Raw genomic sequence first — 22,279 nt, 5'->3', positions numbered from 1 at the left:
AGCACGATGCGGTGCGTGCCGTCGGGCCGTACCAGGGCGAGTCGGCTGCTCGGGTTCAGGGCGGCGAGGACCGTCCCGTCGTGCCCGGCGAAGGCGAAGTCGGCGACGCCCGTGAGGCTGACGAAGGCCCACGAGAGCATGACGGAACGTCAGGGGAACGGCGGCTCGGCGCAGGTCGTCGGGCCGTGTGAGTGTCCCGGATCGCCCGCACGGTCGAAGGTCGCTCGTGCCTTCCCCGGGTGCGAGGCCGGTTCAGTGCGACACGGTGAGGCGGAAGACCGGGTGGTCCGCGGCGATGGCCCGCAGTTCGGCGTCGGAGGACTTCGCGGTGACGCCCTGGAAGAACTGGGCCACCTGCCACCCCCACCGCTCCAGGTAGGTGCGCAACACCGCGGCCTTCTGCGCCGGGTCGGTGATCTCGATGACGGTGAACGTGCGGACTTTGCGACCGACGCGCAGCTCGCCGCCGCCGGCGGCGCGGACGTTGTCGACCCACTGGGAGTGGCCGCGGACGGAGACCAGGTACGGGGAGCCTTCGAAGGCGTGCGGATTGACCGGGATCCGCTGCATCCGGCCGGAGGTACGGCCGCGCACCGACAACTCGGCGCTGCCGGCCAGGCTGATGCCCAGTCGGGCGAGTTTGCCGAAAAGAGCGTTGAAGCGGATGCCGAGCCGGCTGCGCCCGGCGTAGTAGGGCTTGGGAGTGGACGCGCTCATGACGGCCTCCGCGGCGGTGGGAGAGCGGCGCTCTCGGTTGAGACCAGTGTGCACGGAGCGTCGCTCCAAAGCAAGAGCGGTGCTCTCTAAAGTGAGCGACGCGCTGCGAACGGGGCAGCGCTCCCTTTCTTGAGCACTGCTCCATTCGCATGACACACTGACCGTCATGAGCACCGTGCGAGGGGCCCGCGAACGGGCCCGCACCGAGGTCACCACCGCCATCAAGGACGAAGCGCGCCGCCACCTCGCGGAGGGGGGCGCCGCCAAGCTCTCGTTGCGCGCCGTCGCCCGCGATCTGGGCATGGTCTCCTCCGCCCTCTACCGCTACTTCCCCAGCCGGGACGAACTCCTCACCGCGCTGATCATCGACGCCTACGACAGCGCGGGCGCCGCCGCCGAGGAAGCCGACGCCACCGGTCGTGCGGCCGGCGTCGCGCCCCGCGCCCGCTGGGTCTCCGTCTGCGAGGCGGTCCGCGCCTGGGCGTTGGAGCACCCGCACGAGTTCGCGCTGATCTATGGCTCCCCGGTTCCCGGCTACAGTGCGCCCCTCGATACCGTCGGCCCCGCCTCCCGCGTCGCCAACACCTTCATCGACATCCTCCGTACCGCCCACACCGGCCACGGCCTGGCCCTGCCTCCGCTGCCCGAAGCCCTGCGCCCCGAGGGCCTGCGAATGACCGCCGACTTCGCCGAGGGCCTGCCGCCCGAGGTGACCGTGGCCTTGGTCGCCGCCTGGGCGCAGTTCGTCGGCCTCATCTCCTTCGAGCTGTTCGGTCAGTTCAACCGGGTCGTCGAGGACCGCGCCGCCTTCTTCGCGCACGCCGTGGACCGACTGGCGCGCGACGTGGGGCTGTCCGCCGACCCGCGCGGCTGAGGCGACGGTCGCACCGTGATCCGGCCCGGCGACGGGCTGATGGAAACGATTCGTCGCTCTTCTGCTCGTCGCATGAACGCCGAGGAGTTCGGCCCCTTCCGCACTGCCGCGCGTCTGGTGTTCCTCGGGTCACCCCTGCCGCCGTCGGAGAGATAGCCATGGCCCGCGCCGGCGCCCGCGCCGCGAAGGCGCTGTACGCCGTTATGACCGTCCTCTTACTGGAGCGCCCCGGCGCCGGCCTGCGAGGCGTCGGGGCGCTCCACGCCGGCGGAAGCCCCCGCCGGGGCCCCATCAGCTCCACCGGGCCCGTCCGCCTCCGAGCCCGCTCCCGCACCCGTCGCGCCGCCCACCCCCCGGGCTCCGGGCGTCCGGGGCCTGGAGATCGCCGTCCCCGCCGACGTGTGGGCGGACGACCCGATGCTGTGGGGCCTGACCGCCGCCGGCCCGGCCGTCTCGGTGGTCGTCCTCAACCCAGGCAACGGCGACTCCCCGTTCAGCGCCCGCCGGCAGGCCCGCGCGGACGCCCTGCGCGGCGGCACCACGGCGACCGGGGAGCGGACCAAGGTGCTCGGCTACGGTCCACGCCGACCACGGCAACCGCGACCCCGCCGCCATCCTGGCCTCCGTCGACAACTACCTGAAGACGCCCGACGGCCGCCTGCACGTCGACGGCATCTTTTTCGACGTGGTCAGCCGCGACTGCGGGCCGGCCAACGCCACCCGCGACCTCTACGAACGGCTGCGCCGCTACGTCGCGGACACCGTGCACGCCGTCGACCCGGCCCTGCCCGACCTGGTGGTGAACAACCCCGGCACCGCCGTAGCCGACTGCTACCCGGCCCGGCTCCCGGCACCGACTTCGGCGCCGCCCCCGTCCTCGGCCCGACCGGGAGGGGACGGCCCGGCGCCGCCGCCCCGGCGAACCGGGCGGCGGTGGTGTCGGACGAGGGGGACCAGGGGGTGAGGCAGTGCCGTCAGATGATGGGGGAGGTCTCCGTCCACAGCCGCGCGAGCGGGTGGTCGGTGTCGTCCCGGCCGTCGCCGGTGCCGGTCAGGGGAAGGCGGTTCCAGAGGGCCGCGTACAGCCAGGCCGCCTCGCCCGTCAGGTCGAGGTCCGCCGGGCCGTCCGTGTCACCCCGCACCGTGCGCGGCGGTTCCTGCGACAGGTGCACCGTCCACACCGCGCCGGTGTCGGTCGCCCGTATCCGCACGACGCGCGGCTCAGCGCTGCGCACCCGGCTGCGCGAGCGCGCGTGGAAGCCGGTCAGCAACTCGTCCACCCCGTCCTCGGCGAACCGGGGCGTCACCGCCGAGAACGGGACGCCCGACGCCGCCTGCGCGTCGAACCGGTGGACGGTCGTCTCGTGCGCCTGACGTCGGGCCCAGAACCCCAGGGGTGACGGCGCCGTCGGCAGGAACGTCCAGCACTCGACATCCGCCGGGGCCTCGGCCAGCGTCCGCACCAGCGCCGCGTGCCCCTCCCGGAACCAGGCCAGCAGCTCCGGTCCGGTCAGCTCGGGGGTGTCCGGGAACGGACCCGGCTCCATGACCCGGCCGCCGACGTACCCGGCCGCCCAGCGGTGTACCGCTCCCGTGTGCCGCAGCAGGTCGGTGACCCGCCAGTCGGGGCAGGTGGGTACGAGGGCGTCCGTGCCCGCCTGTTCGGCCGCCTCCGCCATCAGTTCGCCCTCGCGGGCCAGCGTGTCCACAAAGTCGATGATCTTCACGGAGGGAAGTGTGCCGGCCACCACTGACACCGGTCACCCGACAATGGGGACATGGAAGGCGAACTCTTCCCGCGCGAGCGGACCGAGATCGCCCCCGGCGCGGTGCACGTGCCCGACTGGCTGGACCGGCGCCGACAGCGCGAGCTGCTCGCCGCCTGCCGCGCGTGGGCGCGCCCGCCGGCGGGCCTGCGCACCGTACACACCCCGGGCGGAGGGACGATGACCGCCCGCCAGGTGTGCCTGGGGCTGCACTGGTACCCGTACGGATACGCGCGCACCGCCGTCGACGGCGACGGGACGCCGGTCAAGCCGATGCCCGCATGGCTCGCCGAACTGGGGCGGAGCGCAGTCGCCGACGTCTACGGGCGGCCACCGGACGAGGTGTACGACATCGCCCTCGTCAACTTCTACGAGGGTGACTCCCGCATGGGCATGCACCGGGACTCCGACGAGAAGTCGCCGGCGCCCGTCGTCTCTTTTAGTTTGGGCGACTCCTGTCTCTTCCGCTTCGGCAACACCACCTCGCGGGGCCGCCCGTACCGGGACGTCGAACTGCGCAGCGGTGATCTGTTCGTCTTCGGCGGACCGAGCCGGCTCGCCTACCACGGCGTGCCGAAGGTTCTGCCCGGCACCGCTCCGCCCGAGCTGGGTCTGATGGGGCGGCTGAACATCACACTGCGGGTCGGTGGCCTCCTGCCGTGAGCGGCGTCCGGCGCCCCCCGCTCGTGCGAGGATCGCTGTCATGAACGGCAACGGGGCCCCGCGGCGGGTGGGGGACGCGTCCACGGTGTCCACGGTCTCATCGGCGGGCTCCGCCGCCGACCGGGGCGCCGCCGCCACGAGGACCAAACTGGAGCGGGGCCGGGGCGCGCTGGGCCCCGCACTGGAACTCGTCCACACCGGCCGGGCCCCGACCCGGGCGGTGCTGACGGCCGAGCTGGGCGTCACGCGCGCCACCGCCGGAGCCGTGGCCGCCGAACTGGAGGCGCTCGGTCTGATCCGCGTCGACTCCCGCCCCGGTGGCGCCGGCGGCACCCAGGGCCGGCCCTCGCACCGGCTCGCGGTGGAGGAGAACGGCCCCGTCGCGCTCGCCGCCCAGGTGCACTCGGACGGCTTCCGGGCCGCACTCGTCGGTCTCGGCGGCCGGATCGTGGCCACCGCCCCCGGGAAGGTCACCGTGTCCGCCGACCCGGCGCAGGTCCTCGGCGCGGTCGTCGACGCGGGCGCCGCGCTGCTCGCGGAGTCCGGGAGGCGCTGCATCGGCGCGGGCCTCGCCGTGCCGTCGGCGGTCGCGGAGCCGGAGGGCACGGCACTGAACCCGCTGCACCTGGCCTGGCCGGCCGGTTCGCCGGTCCGGGCCATCTTCGCCGAACGGGTGAAGGCGGCCGGGATCGACGGCCCCGCCCTCACCGGCAACGACGTCAACCTCGCCGCGCTCGCGGAGCACCGGCACGGGGCGGGTCGCAGCGCTCAGCACCTGCTGTGCGTGGCCACCGGCCACCGGGGAGTCGGCGGGGCGCTGGTGCTCGACGGCCGCCTGCACAGCGGCAGCGCCGGTCTAGCCCTGGAGGTCGGCCACCTCACCGTGAACCCGGAGGGCCGGGCCTGTCACTGCGGCAGCCGGGGCTGCCTGGACGTGGAGGCGGACCCGCTGGCCTTCCTGACGGCGGCCGGGCGTACGCCCGGCCCCGAGGTGTCACTGCTCCAGCAGGCGCGGGACCTGCTGCGCGCCGAGTTCGCGGACCCGACCGTACGGACGGCCGCCGAGGAACTCATCGACCGGCTGGGACTGGGGCTCGCGGGCCTGGTGAACATCCTGAACCCGGACCGGATCATCCTGGGCGGTCTGCACCGGGAACTGCTCCACGCGGATCCCGAGCGGCTGCGCGCGGTGGTCGCGGACCGGAGCCTGTGGGGGCGCAGCGGTGGGGTGCCGATCCTGCCCTGCACCCTGGACCACAACAGCCTGGTCGGCGCGGCGGAGCTGGCCTGGCAGCCGGTGCTGGACGACCCGCTGGGGGCGCTGGGCGCGGCCGCCTGACCGGGACCGGCGGCGGGGAGCGCGACGGCCCCCGCACGCGACGGCCCCGCGCAGACCCGGCCGCGGCGGCCCCGGACTACCCGGGCCGGGCTCCGGCCCGGGCCGATACCGGCACGGTGGTGGCGACGGCCGCGGGCTCGACGGCGTAGAGCGCCGCCGGGGCGTGCTCCCGTACGGCCTTGGGGGAGATCCGCACGGTGCGGGTCGGCGCCGTCGGGGCGGGGGCGGCCCGCATGGAGAACCACACGACCTTGCCCGGCCCGTCCTGCTGGTGCCGGGCGCCCCATGCCTCGCTGATCGCCGCGACGAGCGCGAGACCGCGTCCGCAGGTCTCCAGGGCGGCGGACTCGCGCACCACGGGCAGCCGGGGATCGCTGTCGTGCACCGAGACGGTGAGCCGGCCGAGCCGGAACTCGATTTCCACCCGGCACACCTTGTCCGGCTGTGCGTGCCGGTGCACGTTGCTGAGCAGCTCCGTCACTCCGAGCGCGGCCCGATCGATGAGGGGGTCGAGCTGCCAGTGACGCAATTGCGCCGAAACGATTCTGCGGATCTGGCCGATCCGCGCGGGCAGGGCCTGCAGTTCGACGACGCAGTGCCTGCGGGAATGACTTATCACGGCTGCGACTCCCCGACATGAGTGTTACGGGTGCTGCACCCTCTGTGACGCCTCACCAGGGTCACCCACGGTGGGCCGGTGTGCAACCGAACGGGCATGACGATCTGCGCCGGGCCTCCGCGTCCCGTCCGAAAGCCATCGTCGGGCGTCTCAAAGCCGCCCGCGGCCACCGGCAGGCGGCCGCGGGCGGCCCTCCCGTGCCCTCTCCGCGTCGGCCCAAAAGCAATTCGCATGGAGACCCAAAGGAAGTGTTTGCGCAGGTGGGGGAGGTACATTGCGAAGGCAGGGGGTCATGGAAGTGATGAAGGAGCAAGGCGCATGAGCACGACCAGCACCACCGCCAGGGCCGACGACGTCGACCGCAGCGACGCCGAGTACCGGGCCTGGCTGAACGAAGCCGTGCGCAAGGTCCAAGCCGACGCCAACCGGTCCGCCGACACCCACCTGCTGCGCTTCCCGCTCCCCGAGGAGTGGGGCATCGACCTGTACCTGAAGGACGAGTCGACGCATCCGACGGGCTCCCTCAAGCACCGCCTGGCCCGCTCCCTTTTCCTGTACGCGCTGTGCAACGGCTGGATCCGTCCCGGCCGCCCGGTCATCGAGGCGTCCTCCGGCTCGACCGCCGTCTCCGAGGCGTACTTCGCCAAGCTGATCGGCGTCCCGTTCGTCGCCGTCATGCCGCGCACGACCAGCCCGGAGAAGTGCCGCCTCATCGAATTCCACGGCGGCACCTGCCACTTCGTCGACGACTCGATGAAGATGTACGAGGAGTCCGCCGAACTGGCCGCCCGCACCGGCGGGCACTACATGGACCAGTTCACGTACGCGGAGCGGGCCACGGACTGGCGCGGCAACAACAACATCGCGGAATCGATCTACCAGCAGCTGCGCCTGGAGCGATACCCCGAACCCACCTGGATCGTGGCGACCGCGGGAACCGGCGGCACCTCCGCGACGATCGCGCGCTACGTCCACTACATGCAGCACGACACCCGGATCTGCGTGCCGGACCCGGAGAACTCCTGCTTCTTCGACGGCTGGACCCAGGGCGACCCGAACGCGAGCAGCGATTGCGGCTCGCGCATCGAGGGAATCGGCCGTCCCCGGATGGAACCGAGCTTCGTGCCGGGCGCCATCGACCGGATGATGAAGGTGCCGGACGCCGCGAGCGTGGCCGCGTGCCGGGCGCTGGAGCAGGCCATCGGGCGCAAGGCGGGCGGCTCGACCGGCACCGGCCTGTGGAGCGCGCTCAAGATCGTCTCGGAGATGGTGGCCCAGGGCCGCACGGGCAGCGTCGTGACCCTGCTGTGCGACCCGGGCGACCGCTACCTCGACAAGTACTACTCGGACGACTGGCTGGCGGCCCAGAACCTGGACACCGCCCCGTACACGAAGACCATCGAGACGCTGCTGACGACGGGGGCGTGGCGGGAGCCCTCGGCCTGACCCGCCCGCGCAGGCCGCCGGGCCCGACCGCGCGGCCGGCGTACGGTCACCGCCCCGCCTCCAACCGGGCGTCGAGCGCGCCGACCGCCGAGCGGAACGAGCGCCCGAGCCCGGGGCGTGCGGCGGCGAGGGCGAACCGGAACAGGGCCGGTCCGTCCGCCGCGAAGGTCCACTGCACCCGGGTGCCGGAACCGGAGGGGCTGAGCCGCCACTCCTCCAACAACGCACGCACTCCGGGGACGTTGGTCTCGTCCACCCGGTACGCGTAGCACCGCTCCCGCTCGGCCGCCACGACGGTCTCCCGGAACCGGACCCCGCCCACCAGCCCAATCTCGCGGCCCGCGCCGTCGTGCGTGGACCGGGCCAGAGTGACGGCCTTGAACCAGGCGGGCCAGTCCGCCACCTGCTCGGCGAGCGCCCGGTAGACCGGAGCCGGCGGCTGGGTCACGTGCGCGGCGAAGACCAGCCGGACCGGCGCCGTCCCGGTGAAGTCCAGCCCCACGGCACGGAGTCGGCGAACCATCGTGATACCCCCTGCGGAACGCGGTGCGAAGCGGCGGCGCCGAACGGCGGTGCGGGCACCCTACCCGCCCACCTGTCGGATGTCTCCAGGGCGGCCCCCTCGCCTCAGGAGGTGGCCGCCACCACCCCGGCCGGCAGCGCCGGCAGGTCCGCCGGGAAGAGCAGGGTGAGCTCGTCCGTCCCCGGGTCGCTGAGCTGGGCGACGCGTCCCGCGTGCCGCTCGACCATCGACTCGAAGGTCTGCCGGGCGGTGCGGCCATTGCCGAAGGCCGGGCCCTTGGGCAGCTCCGTGAAGTACGCCAGCAGCGCCTGCGCGGTCCCCTCGCCCAACCGGTACTCGTGCTCCTCCGCCTGCTGCTCCACGATGCGCAACAGCTCCTGCGGCCCGTAGTCTCGGAAGGTGATGGTCCGGGAGAAGCGGGACGCCACACCCGGGTTGACGGTCAGGAACCGTTCCATCTCCGCCGTGTACCCGGCGACGATCACCACCACCGCGTCCCGGTGGTCCTCCATCAGCTTCACCAGCGTGTCGATCGCCTCGCGCCCGAAGTCGCGGCCCGAGTCCTCCGGAGCCAGGGCGTACGCCTCGTCGATGAACAGCACCCCGCCCCGCGCCCGTTCGAACGCCTCCTGCGTCCGGATCGCGGTGGACCCGATGTGCTCGCCGACGAGGTCCACCCGGGACACCTCGACCAGATGACCCCGCTCCAGTACGCCGAGGGAGGCGAGGATCTCCCCGTAGAGCCGGGCGACGGTGGTCTTGCCGGTGCCGGGGGACCCGGTGAAGACCAGGTGCCGGCGCACCGACGCCGCCTTGAGGCCCGCCTGCTGCCGCCTGCGCCCCACCTCGATCATGTCGGTGAGGGCACGCACCTCACGCTTGACGCTGTCCAGGCCCACCAGCGCGTCGAGTTGGCCCAGCACCTCACCGGATCCCCGGGCGGGCGCGGCGGCGGGGTCCGGCTCGTCGGCGGGGCGGGGCGCCGGTACCTCGACGGCCCCCGGTACGGGGCCGGGCGCCGCCGTCACCGTACGGATTCCCGCGCGCTCGCGGGCCGGGCCGCCGCCGGCGGCCGACTGGGCGGCGAGGCGCGGCCCGGATTCGTCGCTGGTGCAGTCCTCCGCGACGGGGCCGTCCTCCGCGAACTCGTAGCCGCCGCGAGCACAGCGCTCGGTGTGGCACTTGGCGAGCGAGGTACGGCTGCCGTCGATCACATGGAAGCCGAAGCCGGAACTGCCGCTCACCCGGCATGCGGTGAAGGTGCCGCGACCGCCCGCCGAGACGTAGAAGCCGGCCTCGGAGGGCGAGGTGACCACGCAGCGCTCCAGGACCGGGTCGGCTCCCTTGGTGACGATCACGCCCGTCTGGACGGAGTCGACGGCGCAGTTCGCGAGGGTGCCGCCGCTGCCGTGGTCACGGAACCAGGCGCCGGTCGCCGCCTCCCGGATGCGGCAGTCGTCCAGTTGCGCGGTGGCCCCGTCGCTCACCGAGACGGCCGTGTTGCGCACCTGAGACAGGTCGCTGTCGACCACGTCCACGCGCGAGCCCCGGTCCAGCACGAACAACGCGTCCGGGACGTCGTGCACCCGGCAGGAGTCCAGCGAGGCCGTGGCCCCGTCACTGATCCACACCGCCGGATAGTCACCCGTGCTGTCGTGGATCTCGCAGGACCGGGCGTCGACCCGGGTCCCCGGGTCCCACACCGACAGGCCGTTGCGGCCGAAGCGGCGCACGGTGGTGCGGCTCAGCGCGAGCACCGAACGCGAGCGCAGGTCCACCGCGTTCTCCGGGATGTCGTGGATGTCGCATCCGTCGAGCGTGAGAACCGCGTCCGTGTCGAGGGTGACCCCGTCCGCCGAAGTGCGGTGCACCGCGCAGTCGGTGAGGCGGGCCGAGGCACGCGACGCGACCTGCACGCCGGTGCCCTTGATCTCGTACACCTCGCACCCCAGAGCCTCCAGGCCGGAGCCCTCGCCGGTGACGGCGATGCCCGCGCCCGTGGCGTGGTGGATCCGGCAGCGCTCCAGGCGCGGGTGACCGCCCCGCACCGAGATCCCGCTCTGCCCGGCCGCCACCACCTCGCATTCCTCGAACACACCGCCGCCGCCGTCGAGTACGGCGATCCCGATCCCGGCCGGGTTCTCCACCGTGCAGCGGCGCACCAGGGGCCGGGCGCCGGCGCCGCGGACCTCGATGCCGGCCGAGGAGCGGGTGTTGACCCTCAGGTCGGTCAGCTCGGGCGAACCGTCCTCGACGAGCAGTGCCGGCGCCGTGCGGTCCTGGCCCTCCAGGTACAGGTCCTGCACCACGGCAGAGGCGCTCACGGTCAGGGCGACGCCGTCGGGCGGGGCGATGCGCACGGACCCGACCGCGCCCTCCGGTCCCCGCAGGGTGACGGCGTGGCGCAGCACCAGGTTCTCCCGGTAGGTGCCGGGCGCGATGGACAGGACGTCTCCGTCCCCGGCGACGGCGAGCGCGGCGGTCAGCGTCGCGTACTCCCCGGAGCGGCGCCGCCAGCGCGAAGACCCGCCGTGTGTCAGCTGGACCGTGCCCTGAGCCATGGTGCTGTCGTGCCCCCACCCTCGTCTTCGCGTCGACGGCAGTCACCGCCGCGGCCGGCGCCGCGATCCGTCCGCGACCGGCCTGCCCGGTCCACCGTAGCGCGAGCCGGGCCGGTGAGTTGCCAGGTCAGCTGCCCGCGCCCGTCCGGCCCCAATCCGGCCCGACCGCCGCCCACGCCCGGTCCAGGCGTATGTACCGCCGATGCATGAGTCGCCGTACGATCAGCCGGCGGATCGTCTCCACCAGCGCGGCCACGCCCAGGGCGGCCGCCAGGCCCGCCATCACGGAGTGGAACGCGGCGGCCGAGGAGGCGAGCGGCTGCCCGACGAGCCTGCCGCTGGTGTCCGTCCATATCCGGAACCTGTCCCCGGGCCGGGGCGGTTCCTCGGCGGCCGGCACGGTCCCCTGGTGGCTGCTGCCGTCCGGCGCCGTCCACGAGGCGAGGATCCGCGTCCGCTGGGGTGTCTGCGGCCCCGCCGACTTGTCGGCGGTCATGCCGTCCGCGAGCGTGCTCTGCGCCGGCCGGAGCACCACGGCCGGGACGAGGTACCGCTCCTGCCGCTGCTCGCGCACGGCGTGCTGGAGCGTGTCGTCCACCCGCGTGCCCGCGAACCAGCCGATGGCCGGGGCGAGCACGAGGACGCACACCGCCGCGGCCAACGCCAGCCACGCCTCGAAAAGATCAGTTCTGCGGCGCAGCGGATTGCGCCGCCAACGCCACACACCCACTGCTGTCCACACGGTCCGGCACCCCCTCGCCTCCGCCTGCCTGCGCGTCCCAGCTTCCCGCATGCCCGGCGGACGCGCATTCCGGAACGCGAGAGACGCGCGCATCCGGCCGCGCCCGGTCCGGAACACGTTCCCCCGTGCCCCGACCCCGGCCGCTGCCCCAGCGTCTCGAATGATCCAACGGTGCCGCCGTGCCCGCTGGTTCCCCGGGGCGGGCGGAGCCCCTCGAAGGTGTTATTCCAGAACGCGGACCTCGTCGCCGACGCGCACCGTCCCCAGCCGGACCGGCACCAGTTGCCGTCCGAACGCCAGGGACTTCCCGATGCGCCGGTGCCTGGCAAGTGTCTTCAGCGGCTCCTTGCCGCGTTCCCCGGTCACCTGGTCGGTGGTCGTGACGACGCACCGCCCGCACTCCCGCACCCCGCGGAACACGGCGTCGCCGACGGCGACGCGCCGCCATCCGTCCTCGGCCCACGCCTCGGCGCCGGCCACGACCAGGCTGGGGCGGAAACGGTTCATCGGCAGCGGCCCCTCCTCCGGATGATCGCCCTCGGCGATCAACGCGTTCAGGGCGTCCAGCGAGGCGAGGGTGGTGACCAGCAGCGGATACCCGTCCGCGAGGCTCACCGTCTCGCCCGGCAACGCGTAGTCCGGGTCCACGGGCCGGCGTACGGCGGGGTCGTCCAGGTGCACCAGACGGGCCGGCAGGTCGAGGTAGGCCGAAAACCAGTCGGCCGCGGTCCTCGCCGCGACCACGGTCTCGATCTTCTTGCCGAACAGGACGACCGGCTCCAGCGGACCGGCCTCCGGCACCTCCACGATCAGATCCGCCATGCCCGGGGCCGAAAGCGCCACCCGGCCGCCCTCCAGCGGGCGGGCCGAAGCCAACGCCAGCCGGGCCTGTTGGCGTTGCGTGATGATCGCGCCCTCGACGTCGATCACGGCCCATCGGCGGTCACCCGCGAGCCCCCAGGGCTCCACGGCCACCGCGTCGGGAGCGATCCCAGCCACCGACTTGACGGGATGGACGTGGAGCGACTGGACGTACAAGTTCGACATGAGTGCATCTTGCCAGTCGCCGCCCCCGCGGACCCCGGCACCTCCGAGCGGCCCCGCCTAGTAGCCGCGCCCCTGGTACGGCCGGCCGTACGGGTCCTCGTACGAGGGGACCTGCGCGGGCGCCTGCATCGGTCGCGGGGCGGCCGGGCGCATGGCCTCGTACCCGGTGCCGGTAGCGACCGGGCGCGGCTGCTGCGGCTGCGGGGCGTATCCGGCGCGGGCGCCTACCGGCTGCTGCTGCGGCACGAAGGGAGCGGGCGCGTGCTGCAGGGGCACGGGCATCTGGGACTGCATCTGCATCTGCATCTGCGGTGCGGGCTGCTGCTGGTAGGGGTACCCGTACGCCGGGGCGCTCTGCTGCTGGGGCATCGAGGGCGCGGACGGCAGGGCGGGCAGGGCGGACGGGAGGGCCGGCAGGTACCCACCGCTCGAGTAACCGGAACCGGGGGTGTCGTAGGCGGCCGGAACGCGGATCGGGGCGATCTGCGGAGTGCCGCGTTCGGCGACGAGGGAGTCGTAGATGGGGGTGTCCGGGAAGGAGGGCGCGGAGTAGTAACCGCCGCCATAAGTGGAGCGGGGGGAGGTCATGGGACCTAAGTTAAGCCCACGACTTCACGGGGTCCATAGCGAGGTGTCGTCAACACCGCCCTGACCTGCATATTCGCAGGTCAGGGCCACAGCTTTCACTTCACGTTCGCGTGCACGATTCGCCACTTCCATCCCACCTTGTTCCTACTCGTACTCACCGGTTGGGTGTTGCACACACTTGCTGTTGACGCACCGTCACGATCCGGAATCCCTCGTGTGACCTCGTATGACGCCCCTTCAGTCGGCCCGCGACCGGCCGACGCCGGGTCAGGCGTCGCTCGGCCGGGCATAGGTCCGGCCCTTCCACGCGGCGCCCCGGCCCCGGTAGTGCAGGACGGCCGAGTCGACGGTCATCAGGAGGTAGAGCAGGGCCGTGAACGGAAGCAGCGGCGCGAGGGCGGCGGGCTGGCGGTAGTAGCGCAGCATCGGCAGGTAGGTGCCGGTCATCAGCAGCCAGGCCGCGCCCCCCGCCCACGCCACGGCCGGACGGTCCAGGGCGAGCCCGGTGAACAGCGCGGCCGGCGGCACCAGGTAGACGAGCGCCAGCCCGGCCACCGTCCCCGCCAGCAGCAGCGGTTGGTGGCGCAGTTGGGCGTACGCGCTCCGCGAGACCATCCGCCACAGGTCACCCAGCTCCGGGTACGGGCGCACGCTGTCCACGCGCTCCGCCAGCCCGAGCCAGATCCGGCCGCCCGAGCGCCGGACGGCCCGGGCGAGCGAGACGTCGTCGATCACCGCCTGCCGGATCGAGTCGGGCACCCCCGCGCGGACGGCGGCCTCCGTACGCAGGAGCACGCAGCCGCCGGCCGCCGCGGCCGTGCGCCCGGCGGGGCGGTTGATCCGGCGGAAGGGGTACAACTGCGCGAAGAAGTAGACGAAGGCCGGTACGACGAGCCGCTCCCAGAACGTGGCCACCCGCAGCCGCGCCATCAGGGAGACCAGGTCGAGGTGGGCGGAGGTCGCGGCGGCGACGAGTTCGCGCAGGCTGTCCGGCTCGTGCGCGATGTCGGCGTCGGTGAGCAGGAGGTACTCGGGCTCGGTGGGGCGGGCGGTGCGCGCGTGCGCGATGCCGTGGCGCAGCGCCCAGAGCTTGCCGGTCCAGCCGGCCTCCGGGGCGCCGGGGGAGACGACGGTGAGGGGCAGCCCCGGGAGCTCCCCGGCCAGGCGCCGGGCGAGGTCCGCCGTGCCGTCCGTGCTGCCGTCGTCCACCAGGATCACCTCGGCGGCGCCTGGGTAGTCCTGGGCGAGGAGCGAGGGCAGGCTGCGGGGCAGCACCTCCGCCTCGTCCCTGGCCGGGACGATGATCGCGACGGACGGCCAGCGGGCGGGGGCGGTGCGCGGGGGGAGGCGGACGTCGGTGCGCCAGAACATGCCCTGGGCGAACGTGAGCCAGAGCCAGGCGGCGAGGGAGGCGTAGGCGGCGGTGAGGAGGAGGCCCATGGCCGCAGTGTGCCGAACCGGAAGCGGCCTGTCGCGCACCCGGACGCCGTGGCGCCCCGCGCGTGCGGGGCGTGAGGGGTGGGCGGCGTGCGGGGGCCGGGTGGTCGCCGTCCCGGCAGTGGGGCTGAGCGCACGCGGGGGCGACGGCGCCGGGGGCGCTCGGTGGTCACCGGTGGAGACCCCCGGGCACCGGGCACGTCGGCCGATGCGCCGCGGGCCGGGCGGTCGGGCCGGCGCGGCCGGAGCGGGCGCCGCGCCGCGGTGCGCCAGGTACGGCCCGGCCGAAGGCCTGCCCCACGGGGACGGCCGGCAGGGCCCGCGTCTGCGGGCCGCAGGTCCGGTGCGGCCCGCCGGCCGGCTGCCTGCGCCTGGGCGGGCTACCGGTGGTCGCCCGGAGGCGCGGCGTGGCGAAGGCGAGGACGAAGGCATCGAAGCCGAGGGCCACGGCGTCGAGGTGACGGCGTCGAGACGACGGCCTCGGGGAGGCGGCCCGTCCGGGCCGGCAGGCCGGTGCGGCACGCTCGGTCGTGGAGTGGCGCGGGGGTGGGGGGAGGCCGGGCGAGGGGGCGAGGTCGCGGGGGTGGCGGTCCGCGTCGTTTAAGGTGACCAGGTGAAGATCGCCCTCATGGACTCCGGAATCGGCCTCCTCGCGGCGGCCGCCGCGATGCGACGGCTGCGGCCCGACGCCGATCTGCTGCTGTCCAGCGACCCCGACGGGATGCCCTGGGGGCCGCGTACTCCCGCCGATCTCACCGGGCGGGCTCTCGACGTGGCCCGGGCCGCCGCCGAGCACCGCCCGGACGCCCTGGTCGTCGCCTGCAACACCGCCTCCGTGCACAGCCTGCCCGCCCTGCGCGCGGCGCTGGAACCCGCCATCCCCGTCATCGGCACCGTGCCCGCGATCAAGCCGGCCGCGGCTTCGGGCGGCCGGGTCGCCATCTGGGCCACACCGGCCACCACCGGGAGCCCGTACCAGCGCGGGCTGATCGCCGAGTTCGCCGCCGGAGCCCAGGTCACCGAAGTGCCCTGCCCCGGCCTCGCCGACGCCGTCGAGCGCGGCGACCAGGAGGCCGTCGTGCGGGCCGTCGCCGCGGCCGCCGCGCTGACCCCGGCCGACGTCACCGACGTCGTACTCGGCTGCACGCACTACGAGCTGGTCGAGGCGCCGATCCGGGCCGCCCTCGCCGAACGGACCGGCGGGGCGGAGCTCGTCTTCCACGGCTCCGCCGAGGCGGTCGCCGTACAGGCGCTGCGCCGCATCGGCGCCCGCCCGGAGCCGGGTCTGCCCCGCACCGGCGGGCTGACCGTCCTGCTCGGCGGGCAGCAGGGGCCCCTCCCGGCCGCCGCACTCGGCTACGCCGAAGGCCGGCTGCTCGCGGAGGGCGCGCCGCTCGCGCACTGAGCCGACCCGGGGCCCCGGTCCCGGCCCGGCCTGTTCGGGCGTGTCGCGCCGGCGATGAGTTTCCCGCCCTGACGGAGTCGTAAGGGGGACGGGAACCTCACGCGACCGAAGGGCGGCAGGCCATGATCTTCACCCACGTACTCGCGGTGGCTCCGGTCGGCGACATCGAGGCCGCCGTCCCCTGGTACGAGCGGCTCCTGGGCAGGCCGGCCGACGCGCGGCCCATGGCCGGCCTCGCCGACTGGCACGTCTCCCCATCCGCCTGGGTGCAGGTCTTCCAGTCCCCGGAGCACGCGGGGACGACCCTGCTCAACCTCGTGGTGGACGACCTGGACCGGGCGCTGGCGGAGTTGGCCGGTCGCGGCATCACGGCGGGGGAAGTGCAGCCGGGTGCGCGGGCGGTGCGGTTCGCCGCCGTCCACGATCCCGACGGCAACCGGATCACCCTGATCGAGAACCCGGTGGCGTGACACCGTCCAACCAACGCTGTGCAACCAACGCTGTGCAACCTCCCTTCTCCGGCCCGACGGGGCCAAACGGGTGGCCCTCTGCGGCGGCCCTTGGGTATCGTGCGGCTGATGCGAGACGATACGTCTCGTTTCATCGGTCGATCGACGATGGACCCCACCCGGGCCCGCGCCGCCGACCCCGCCCCATCCGCCCCCCGGCCCCGGCCCCGGCCCCGGCGAGCCGCTGAGCCAACAGCCGCAGTCCGTCCGCGTCCAGCACCCGCCCGCCGAACCCGGGCAGCGGCACGTGCAACGGCCCGGTCCGGCTCGCTGCCCCGGCCGCCGTCGACGCGGACCTCGTCGTCGGCGCCGACGGCATCAACAGCGCGGTCCGCGGCTCACACTTCAGCGCGCGCAGCCGGGTACGCACCCTGCGCACGGCCGCCTGGATCGGCATCGCGGACGTCGAGACCGGGACCTACGGCGAAACCTGGGGCGCGGGCCGCTTCTTCGGCATGACCCCCGTGGAACCGGTCGCACCAACTGGTACGCCGCCGTTCCCGAGGCCACCACCGCAGAGGACGTGCGGGCAGCCTTCGCCGCATGGCACGACCCGATCCCCCGCGTCCTCGCCGAGACCGATCCCGCCGGCTGGATCCGCTACGAGATGCGCCACCCGCACCCCGCCCTGCCCGCCTTCGTCACCGCCGGCCGGACGGCCCTGGTCGGTGACGCGGCCCACGCCATGACCCCCACTCTCGGCCAGGGCGCCTGCACCGCCCTGCTCGATGCCGAGGCGCCGACCCGCGCGGTCGCCGACCACGGCGTCGCCGCGCTGCCCGCGGCCCTGCGCGCGTACGACAAGGAGCGGCGACGCAGCGCCCAACGCGTCGCCTTCGCCTCCCGGAGCCTGCACCGGATCGTCACCGGCCGCCGCCCGGCGCTGCGGGACGCCCTGGTCAGGCTGCTGCCCGGGTAGGCACCCACGAGGAGGCAGGGGTGCCGGCGCCGTGTCGGGGGGCGTCGGCGCGGGACGTGGGTACGCTGCACCCATGACGGGTCACCCCCCGGGTCCGCTCTGGACGGGCCGCGCCTCCAACCGCGTGCAGTGGCTGCTCGCCGCGGCCGGCGCCGCCTGCCTCGCGCTCGGCATCGAGCTCGCCGTCGACGCCAGCTGGACCTCCGGGACGGTGCCGCTGATCATGTCCGTGATCGGTTGCCTCGCGGCCGGCCTGCTCATCCTCTTCGGCACCCTCGCCTTCGTCCACGTCGCCGTCACCGTCGACTCCCAGGCCGTGGAGGTCCGCTGCGGCCACATCGGGCTGCCCCGCCGCACCATCCGGCTCGCCGAGGTGGCCTCCGCCGAGTTCGTACCCCGGATCACCCCGCAGCACTGGGGCGGATGGGGCTACCGCTGGCGCCCCGAGCGGGGCACCGCCGTCATCGTCCGCCGGGGCGAGGGCCTTGAGCTGCGCATGGACGACGGCAAACTGTTCACCGTCACCGTCGACGACGCCGAGAACGCCGTCCGGGTCATCCGCACCCACCTGCGCGCCCTGGCCCACTGAGCCTCCCGAGGGACCGCGCGGCGCGCGGGGACGTACACTCCGCCCAATGAGCACCAGTGTCACCCGAGCGGCCGGGAACGAGCCCGCGCAGTCCAGCGCACCGGAGAGCGGCGCCACCGCCCCGCACCGCTTTCGGGGCGCCTGGCCGACCCGGGCGGCGCTCGCCGCGCTCGCCGGGGCCCTGCTCTACCTCAGCTTCCCGCCCCGCCCCCTGTGGTGGTTGGCCCCCTTCTCCCTCGCCCTGCTGGCCGGCTGCCTGCGCGGCCGCCGAGCCAGGGCCGGCTTCGGCCTGGGCTTCGTCTTCGGGCTCGGCTACCTGCTGCCGCTGCTGGTGTGGACCAGCGAAGGCGTCGGCCCGGTCCCGTGGATCGCCCTCGTCACCCTCGAAGCGCTCCTCTTCGGGCTCACCGGCCTCGGCATCGCCCTGGTCGGCACCCTTCCCGGCCGGGCGCTGTGGGCCTCCGCCCTCTGGATCACAGGCGAGGCGCTGCGCGCCCGGGCGCCCTTCGGCGGCTTCCCCTGGGGCAAGCTCGCCTTCGGCCAGGCCGACGGCTTCTTCCTGCCGCTCGCCGCGCTGGGCGGCACCCCGCTGCTCTCCTTCGGGATCGCCCTGTGCGGATTCGGCCTGTACGAGGCCGCGCGCGTCGCCCGCTCCCGGCCGAGCCGCACCGCCGCCGCGGCCGCCGCACTCACCGTCGCCCTCCCGGTCGGCGCGGCCCTCGCGGCGCGGCCCCTGGTCTCGGACGGCGCCGAGGACGGCACCGCCGTGGCCGCCGTCGTCCAGGGCAACGTTCCGCGCGCCGGGTTCGATTTCAACTCCCAGCGGCGCGCCGTACTCGACAACCACGCCAACCGCACCCTCCTGCTCGCCGACGACGTCAAGGCCGGCCGGGTCCGGCAGCCCGACTTCGTCGTCTGGCCGGAGAACTCCTCCGACATCGACCCCTTCAGCCAGCAGGACGCCCACGACGTCATCGACCGGGCCGTCAAGCGCATCGGCGTGCCCGTCGCCATCGGCTCCGTCCTGGAGCCGCCGACCGGCCCGCTGCGCAACACGATGATCCTGTGGGACCCGGTCAAGGGACCGACCGCGACGTACGACAAGCGCAAGATCCAGCCGTTCGGCGAGCGCATGCCGATGCGCTCCTTCGTCCGGATCTTCAGCAAGGACGTGGACCGCGTACGCCGCGACTTCGGCCCCGGCAAGGTCCCCGGCGTGTTCGACATGGCGGGCAGCCGGGTCGGCATGGTGACCTGCTACGAGGCGGCCTTCGACGACGCCGTCCGCTCCACCGTCCAGGCCGGCGCCCAGGTCATCGCCGTACCGAGCAACAACGCCACCTTCGGCCGGAGCCAGATGACCTACCAGCAACTGGCCATGGACCGGGTGCGGGCCGTCGAACACAGCCGGACCGTGCTCGTCCCCGTCACCAGCGGCGTCAGCGCCGTCATCCGGCCCGACGGCACGGTAGTCCGGCAGACGAAGATGTTCACCGCCGACGCGCTGGTCGCCGAGATCCCGCTGCGTTCGACGTCGACCCCGGCCACCCGGCTCGGACCGCTGCCCGAGTACGCGCTGCTCCTGGTGGCCGCCGGGGCGCTCGCCTGGGTGCCGATCCGCCGGGTTCGCGCCCGCCGGGCCGCATGACGCGGGTGACCGACACCCGACCTCGTAGGGTCGGGCCATGACCACACCTGACTACATACGCGCGATCCGCGAGGCCGGCGCGGGGCACCTGCTGCTCCTGCTGCCCGGCGTCACCGCCATCGTCGTCGACGACCGCGACCGGATCCTGCTCGGCCGCCGCGCCGACACCGGCCTCTGGTCGGTGATCGGCGGCATCGCCGAACCGGGGGAGCAGCCCGCCGAGACGGCGGTGCGCGAGGTGTACGAGGAGACCGCCGTGCGGTGCGTCGCCGAGCGGGTCGTTCTCGTCGAGATGTTGGAACCGATCACCTACCCCAACGGGGACGTCTGCCAGTTCCAGGACATCACCTTCCGCTGCCGCGCCACCGGCGGTGAGGCCCGCCCGCACGACGGCGAGCTGCTGGAAGTCGGCTGGTTCGCCGCGGACGCCCTGCCCCCGCTGGAGCCCTTCGCCGTGCGGCGCGTCCGGCGGGCACTGCGCGACGAACCCACCTGGTTCCAGCCCCCGGACCCGACCGCCGGCTGAGGCTCAGCCCGCGACCGCCGCCTCGCGGTACAGCTCCACGGCCTGGTCGCCCATCACCGCGCTGTACGACACCTCAGGGGCCAGGCCGCCTTCCTCGTACCCGCCCAGCACCCCGGCCAGCGCGCCGTTCACCAGCCAGGGGCTGCCGCTCGTGCCGCTGCTGAGGTCGGGACAGTCGATGCGGCGCTGGGTCGGCGAGAACAGGCTCGTGGCGTTGGTGCAGCGCAGCGGGGAATCGTCACCGCTCGGGTAGCCGACGATCGTCACCGTCGCGTCCGCCGGCTGTTCGGACGCCACGGGGAAGCCGCCCACCGCGTCCTCCACCTGCCGGGACCCCGAGGTCGGGGCGACCGACGCGAACGCCACGTCCTCGTCCGGATCCCGCTCCTGCGTCCAGCGTGGCGCGACGTACACGCCGGTCACCTTCCACAGCCCGTACGGGGCCTTCCCGTCCCGGTAGCCCGGTGCGAACACCGTGCTGTCGGGGTTGTCCAGGCAGTGCGCGGCGGTGGCGATCACGCTCCGGTCGTCGCTGTGCACCACGGCGGCGGTGCAGAAGTGCCCCCCGTCCAGGCCACCCGCGAACAGCGCGCCCACCCGGTCGGCGGCGATGCCGCGGTCAGCCCGCGCGGTGATGCCGAGCGGCGGCGCGGCCCCGGCGTCCGGCAGATCGACGCTCAGCAGCGCGGCCATCGCCGCCAGCGCGAGCAGGACCCGGGACGCCCGCCGGACGCGGGAGGAGCCGGTGGGGGCGGCCTGTCGGGGGAGCATGCGGCGGATCATGCACCTGAGCCTGCCCAGCAAGCCTGTGGCCGGCGCCCCCGATTCCATAAGAATCCGCTGTGAATCCCGGATCGGGCATGTGGGAAGTGCCGAAACGGCGCGCATTTCCGACACGTCCCCGGACGAAAGGCACGAGTCCGCGGACGGAACCGGCGAGTCTATGGACGACCCGGACGGTTTCCGGCGCCGGTGTTGTGCACTGCGGAGGGTGATCACGTGGCCCGGGCGCCCCTAGCCTCGCCGCAGGAGCACGAACGAGGGGCGGTACCCGGTGAACTGGCTGATCCACGATTACCGCGAGAGCGATCTCGCCGCGGTCGTCCATCTGATCGACACCACGGCGGAACTCGGCCAGGAGTCCGTCTTCTCGCTCGCCGAGTGCATCAGCGCGCTCACCGACCGGCAGCCCTGTGTGGTCGCCGTCCACCAGGGCGTCCCGATCGGCGCCGCCCTCGCCTGTGTCACCGGGGAACGCGCCTGGGTGATGCGCATCGCCATCGCAGCGGGCTGGCGCGGCCGCGGCCTGGCCAGCGCACTGCTCGTCGAGCTGGAGCGGCGGCTGATCGCCGCCCGCGTGGGGCGGATCGCTTACGTCCTGCCCGAGGAGGACCTGCTGGGCGAAGGGCTGCTCAACGCCGGCTACACCCGTCAGCCCGCCGTCGCCTACTTCGAGAAGACCGAGCCGTTGCACGGACCGGCGGCCGGCCTCCTCGACGACCTCGGCGGCCGGTTCCTGCCCAACGACCTGTGGGCGAAGGTCGCCGGGATGGAGAAGGAGAAGGACCTCATCGAGCGCCGGGTGGTCCTCCCGCTCGCCGAGCCCGAACGGGCCGCCGCGCACGGGGTGCGACCGCCGCGCGCCATCACCCTCTTCGGGCCGCCCGGCACCGGCAAGACCACCTTCGCCCGCGCCATCGCCTCCCGCCTCGGCTGGCCCTTCGTGGAGCTGTTGCCCTCCCGGCTCGCCGACGAGGGCAACCTGGCCGCCGCGCTGCGCGACGCCTTCGCCCGGATCGCCGAGCTGGAGCGGGTCCTCGTCTTCATCGACGAGGTCGAGGAGATCGCACCCGTACGGACCGAGCCGGCGCAGCCCGGCGGCATCCATGGCGTGACGAACGAGCTGCTCAAGCTCATCCCCGGCTTCCGGGAGGGCGACGAGCGGCTGCTGGTATGCGCCACCAACTCCATCCGCTCCCTGGACCCCGCCTTCCTGCGGCCCGGGCGCTTCGACTACCTGATCCCGATCGGCACCCCGGACGCCGGGGCGCGCGCCGCGATCTGGTCCCGCCACACGGCGGGGCGCCCGGACGTCGACGTGGCGGCGCTGGTGGAGGCGACCGAACTGTTCACCCCGGCCGACATCGAGCACGCGGCGCGCATCGCGGCACAGGTCTCCTTCGAGCGGGACCTGGAGGCGGTGGGCGCGCGCGGCGCGGCGGCCGCGCAACCGGGGGCGAGCACGGGGGACTACCTGGCGGCGGTCGCGCAGTGCCGGCCGACGGTGACCCCGGCCATGACGGGTGAGTTCGCGGCGGACATCACGGCGCACGCCCGCTTCTGACCCGCCGGGCACGCGCG

21 protein-coding genes and 1 pseudogene are annotated in these 22,279 nt (G+C 74.1%); 12 read left to right on the top strand and 10 right to left on the bottom strand.

From position 1 onward, the window contains the following. Positions 1 to 252: 252 nt before the first annotated feature. Positions 253 to 717, bottom strand: coding sequence for a nitroreductase/quinone reductase family protein (locus ABZ934_RS13060; RefSeq protein WP_361312137.1), 465 nt, complete (start codon positions 715 to 717; stop codon positions 253 to 255). Positions 718 to 883: 166 nt separating this feature from the next. Here ABZ934_RS13060 and ABZ934_RS13055 point away from each other — a divergent pair, with 166 nt between their 5' ends. Both ABZ934_RS13055 and ABZ934_RS13050 read left to right on the top strand, forming a co-directional pair. Further along, positions 884 to 1,591, top strand: a complete 708-nt coding sequence (locus ABZ934_RS13055) for a TetR/AcrR family transcriptional regulator (RefSeq protein WP_361312136.1) — start codon at positions 884 to 886, stop codon at positions 1,589 to 1,591. 613 nt (positions 1,592 to 2,204) lie between these two features. Then, a complete protein-coding gene (locus ABZ934_RS13050; protein WP_361312200.1) occupies positions 2,205 to 2,555 on the top strand; it encodes a spherulation-specific family 4 protein in 351 nt (116 codons plus the stop codon). A 10-nt stretch (positions 2,556 to 2,565) separates the two neighbouring features. Here ABZ934_RS13050 and ABZ934_RS13045 read toward each other — a convergent pair whose 3' ends face one another. Further along, complete coding sequence (locus ABZ934_RS13045) at positions 2,566 to 3,318, bottom strand: maleylpyruvate isomerase family mycothiol-dependent enzyme (protein ID WP_361312135.1); 753 nt, start codon at positions 3,316 to 3,318, stop codon at positions 2,566 to 2,568. Positions 3,319 to 3,369: 51 nt separating this feature from the next. On the opposite strand from ABZ934_RS13045, the gene ABZ934_RS13040 reads away from it, so the two are divergent. Together ABZ934_RS13040 and ABZ934_RS13035 are read left to right on the top strand one after the other, a co-directional pair. Then, positions 3,370 to 4,020 (top strand): alpha-ketoglutarate-dependent dioxygenase AlkB, encoded by a 651-nt coding sequence (locus ABZ934_RS13040; RefSeq protein WP_361312133.1) that lies wholly within the window; start codon positions 3,370 to 3,372, stop codon positions 4,018 to 4,020. Positions 4,021 to 4,060: 40 nt separating this feature from the next. Further along, on the top strand, positions 4,061 to 5,359 hold the full coding sequence (locus tag ABZ934_RS13035; protein ID WP_361312132.1) for an ROK family protein: 1,299 nt from the start codon (positions 4,061 to 4,063) through the stop codon (positions 5,357 to 5,359). A gap of 76 nt (positions 5,360 to 5,435) precedes the next feature. On the opposite strand, the gene ABZ934_RS13030 is transcribed toward ABZ934_RS13035, so the two are convergent. Continuing rightward, a complete protein-coding gene (locus tag ABZ934_RS13030) occupies positions 5,436 to 5,978 on the bottom strand; it encodes an ATP-binding protein (protein ID WP_361312131.1) in 543 nt (180 codons plus the stop codon). A gap of 318 nt (positions 5,979 to 6,296) precedes the next feature. Here ABZ934_RS13030 and ABZ934_RS13025 point away from each other — a divergent pair, with 318 nt between their 5' ends. Beyond that, complete coding sequence (locus ABZ934_RS13025) at positions 6,297 to 7,424, top strand: PLP-dependent cysteine synthase family protein (protein WP_361312129.1); 1,128 nt, start codon at positions 6,297 to 6,299, stop codon at positions 7,422 to 7,424. Between the two features lie 46 nt (positions 7,425 to 7,470). On the opposite strand, the gene ABZ934_RS13020 is transcribed toward ABZ934_RS13025, so the two are convergent. The 6 genes from ABZ934_RS13020 to ABZ934_RS12995 all read right to left on the bottom strand — a co-directional run bounded on the left by ABZ934_RS13020 (position 7,471) and on the right by ABZ934_RS12995 (position 14,325). Next, the gene (locus tag ABZ934_RS13020; RefSeq protein WP_361312127.1) at positions 7,471 to 7,947 is read right to left on the bottom strand and encodes an SRPBCC family protein; all 477 of its coding nucleotides are present in this window, start codon (positions 7,945 to 7,947) and stop codon (positions 7,471 to 7,473) included. A gap of 104 nt (positions 7,948 to 8,051) precedes the next feature. Continuing rightward, positions 8,052 to 10,508 (bottom strand): right-handed parallel beta-helix repeat-containing protein, encoded by a 2,457-nt coding sequence (locus ABZ934_RS13015; protein ID WP_361312126.1) that lies wholly within the window; start codon positions 10,506 to 10,508, stop codon positions 8,052 to 8,054. A 127-nt stretch (positions 10,509 to 10,635) separates the two neighbouring features. Continuing rightward, positions 10,636 to 11,250 carry a hypothetical protein gene (locus tag ABZ934_RS13010; protein ID WP_361312125.1) on the bottom strand — a complete coding sequence of 205 codons (615 nt, stop codon included), beginning with the start codon at positions 11,248 to 11,250 and terminating at the stop codon, positions 10,636 to 10,638. Positions 11,251 to 11,472: 222 nt separating this feature from the next. After that, positions 11,473 to 12,297 (bottom strand): MOSC N-terminal beta barrel domain-containing protein, encoded by an 825-nt coding sequence (locus tag ABZ934_RS13005; protein WP_361312124.1) that lies wholly within the window; start codon positions 12,295 to 12,297, stop codon positions 11,473 to 11,475. A 57-nt stretch (positions 12,298 to 12,354) separates the two neighbouring features. Next, the gene (locus ABZ934_RS13000; RefSeq protein WP_361312122.1) at positions 12,355 to 12,885 is read right to left on the bottom strand and encodes a DUF6643 family protein; all 531 of its coding nucleotides are present in this window, start codon (positions 12,883 to 12,885) and stop codon (positions 12,355 to 12,357) included. Between the two features lie 267 nt (positions 12,886 to 13,152). Next, complete coding sequence (locus ABZ934_RS12995) at positions 13,153 to 14,325, bottom strand: glycosyltransferase (protein WP_361312121.1); 1,173 nt, start codon at positions 14,323 to 14,325, stop codon at positions 13,153 to 13,155. Between the two features lie 610 nt (positions 14,326 to 14,935). Here ABZ934_RS12995 and ABZ934_RS12990 point away from each other — a divergent pair. The 6 genes and pseudogenes from ABZ934_RS12990 to ABZ934_RS12965 all read left to right on the top strand — a co-directional run bounded on the left by ABZ934_RS12990 (position 14,936) and on the right by ABZ934_RS12965 (position 19,918). After that, complete coding sequence (locus ABZ934_RS12990; protein WP_361312119.1) at positions 14,936 to 15,727, top strand: aspartate/glutamate racemase family protein; 792 nt, start codon at positions 14,936 to 14,938, stop codon at positions 15,725 to 15,727. 122 nt (positions 15,728 to 15,849) lie between these two features. Continuing rightward, entirely contained in the window at positions 15,850 to 16,197 is a 348-nt protein-coding gene (locus tag ABZ934_RS12985; protein ID WP_361312118.1) for a VOC family protein, read from the top strand. Positions 16,198 to 16,529: 332 nt separating this feature from the next. After that, a pseudogene (locus ABZ934_RS12980) lies at positions 16,530 to 17,155 on the top strand (FAD-dependent monooxygenase); the annotation flags it as partial. 73 nt (positions 17,156 to 17,228) lie between these two features. Beyond that, a complete protein-coding gene (locus ABZ934_RS12975; RefSeq protein WP_361312116.1) occupies positions 17,229 to 17,744 on the top strand; it encodes a hypothetical protein in 516 nt (171 codons plus the stop codon). A 46-nt stretch (positions 17,745 to 17,790) separates the two neighbouring features. After that, positions 17,791 to 19,392 (top strand): apolipoprotein N-acyltransferase, encoded by a 1,602-nt coding sequence (lnt, locus tag ABZ934_RS12970; RefSeq protein ID WP_361312115.1) that lies wholly within the window; start codon positions 17,791 to 17,793, stop codon positions 19,390 to 19,392. 37 nt (positions 19,393 to 19,429) lie between these two features. Continuing rightward, a complete protein-coding gene (locus ABZ934_RS12965) occupies positions 19,430 to 19,918 on the top strand; it encodes an NUDIX domain-containing protein (protein WP_361312114.1) in 489 nt (162 codons plus the stop codon). 3 nt (positions 19,919 to 19,921) lie between these two features. Here the strand turns inward: ABZ934_RS12965 and ABZ934_RS12960 are convergent, their stop codons facing one another. Next, the gene (locus ABZ934_RS12960) at positions 19,922 to 20,689 is read right to left on the bottom strand and encodes a trypsin-like serine protease (RefSeq protein WP_361312113.1); all 768 of its coding nucleotides are present in this window, start codon (positions 20,687 to 20,689) and stop codon (positions 19,922 to 19,924) included. 283 nt (positions 20,690 to 20,972) lie between these two features. On the opposite strand from ABZ934_RS12960, the gene ABZ934_RS12955 reads away from it, so the two are divergent. Then, positions 20,973 to 22,262, top strand: a complete 1,290-nt coding sequence (locus ABZ934_RS12955; protein ID WP_361312111.1) for a bifunctional GNAT family N-acetyltransferase/ATP-binding protein — start codon at positions 20,973 to 20,975, stop codon at positions 22,260 to 22,262. The last annotated feature ends 17 nt before the right edge of the window (positions 22,263 to 22,279 follow it).

The organism is Streptomyces sp. NPDC046557 (assembly GCF_040645975.1).
GTDB lineage: Bacteria > Actinomycetota > Actinomycetes > Streptomycetales > Streptomycetaceae > Streptomyces.
Note: the sequence above shows the minus strand (reverse complement) of the source record. Positions and strands in the feature narration are given on the sequence as shown.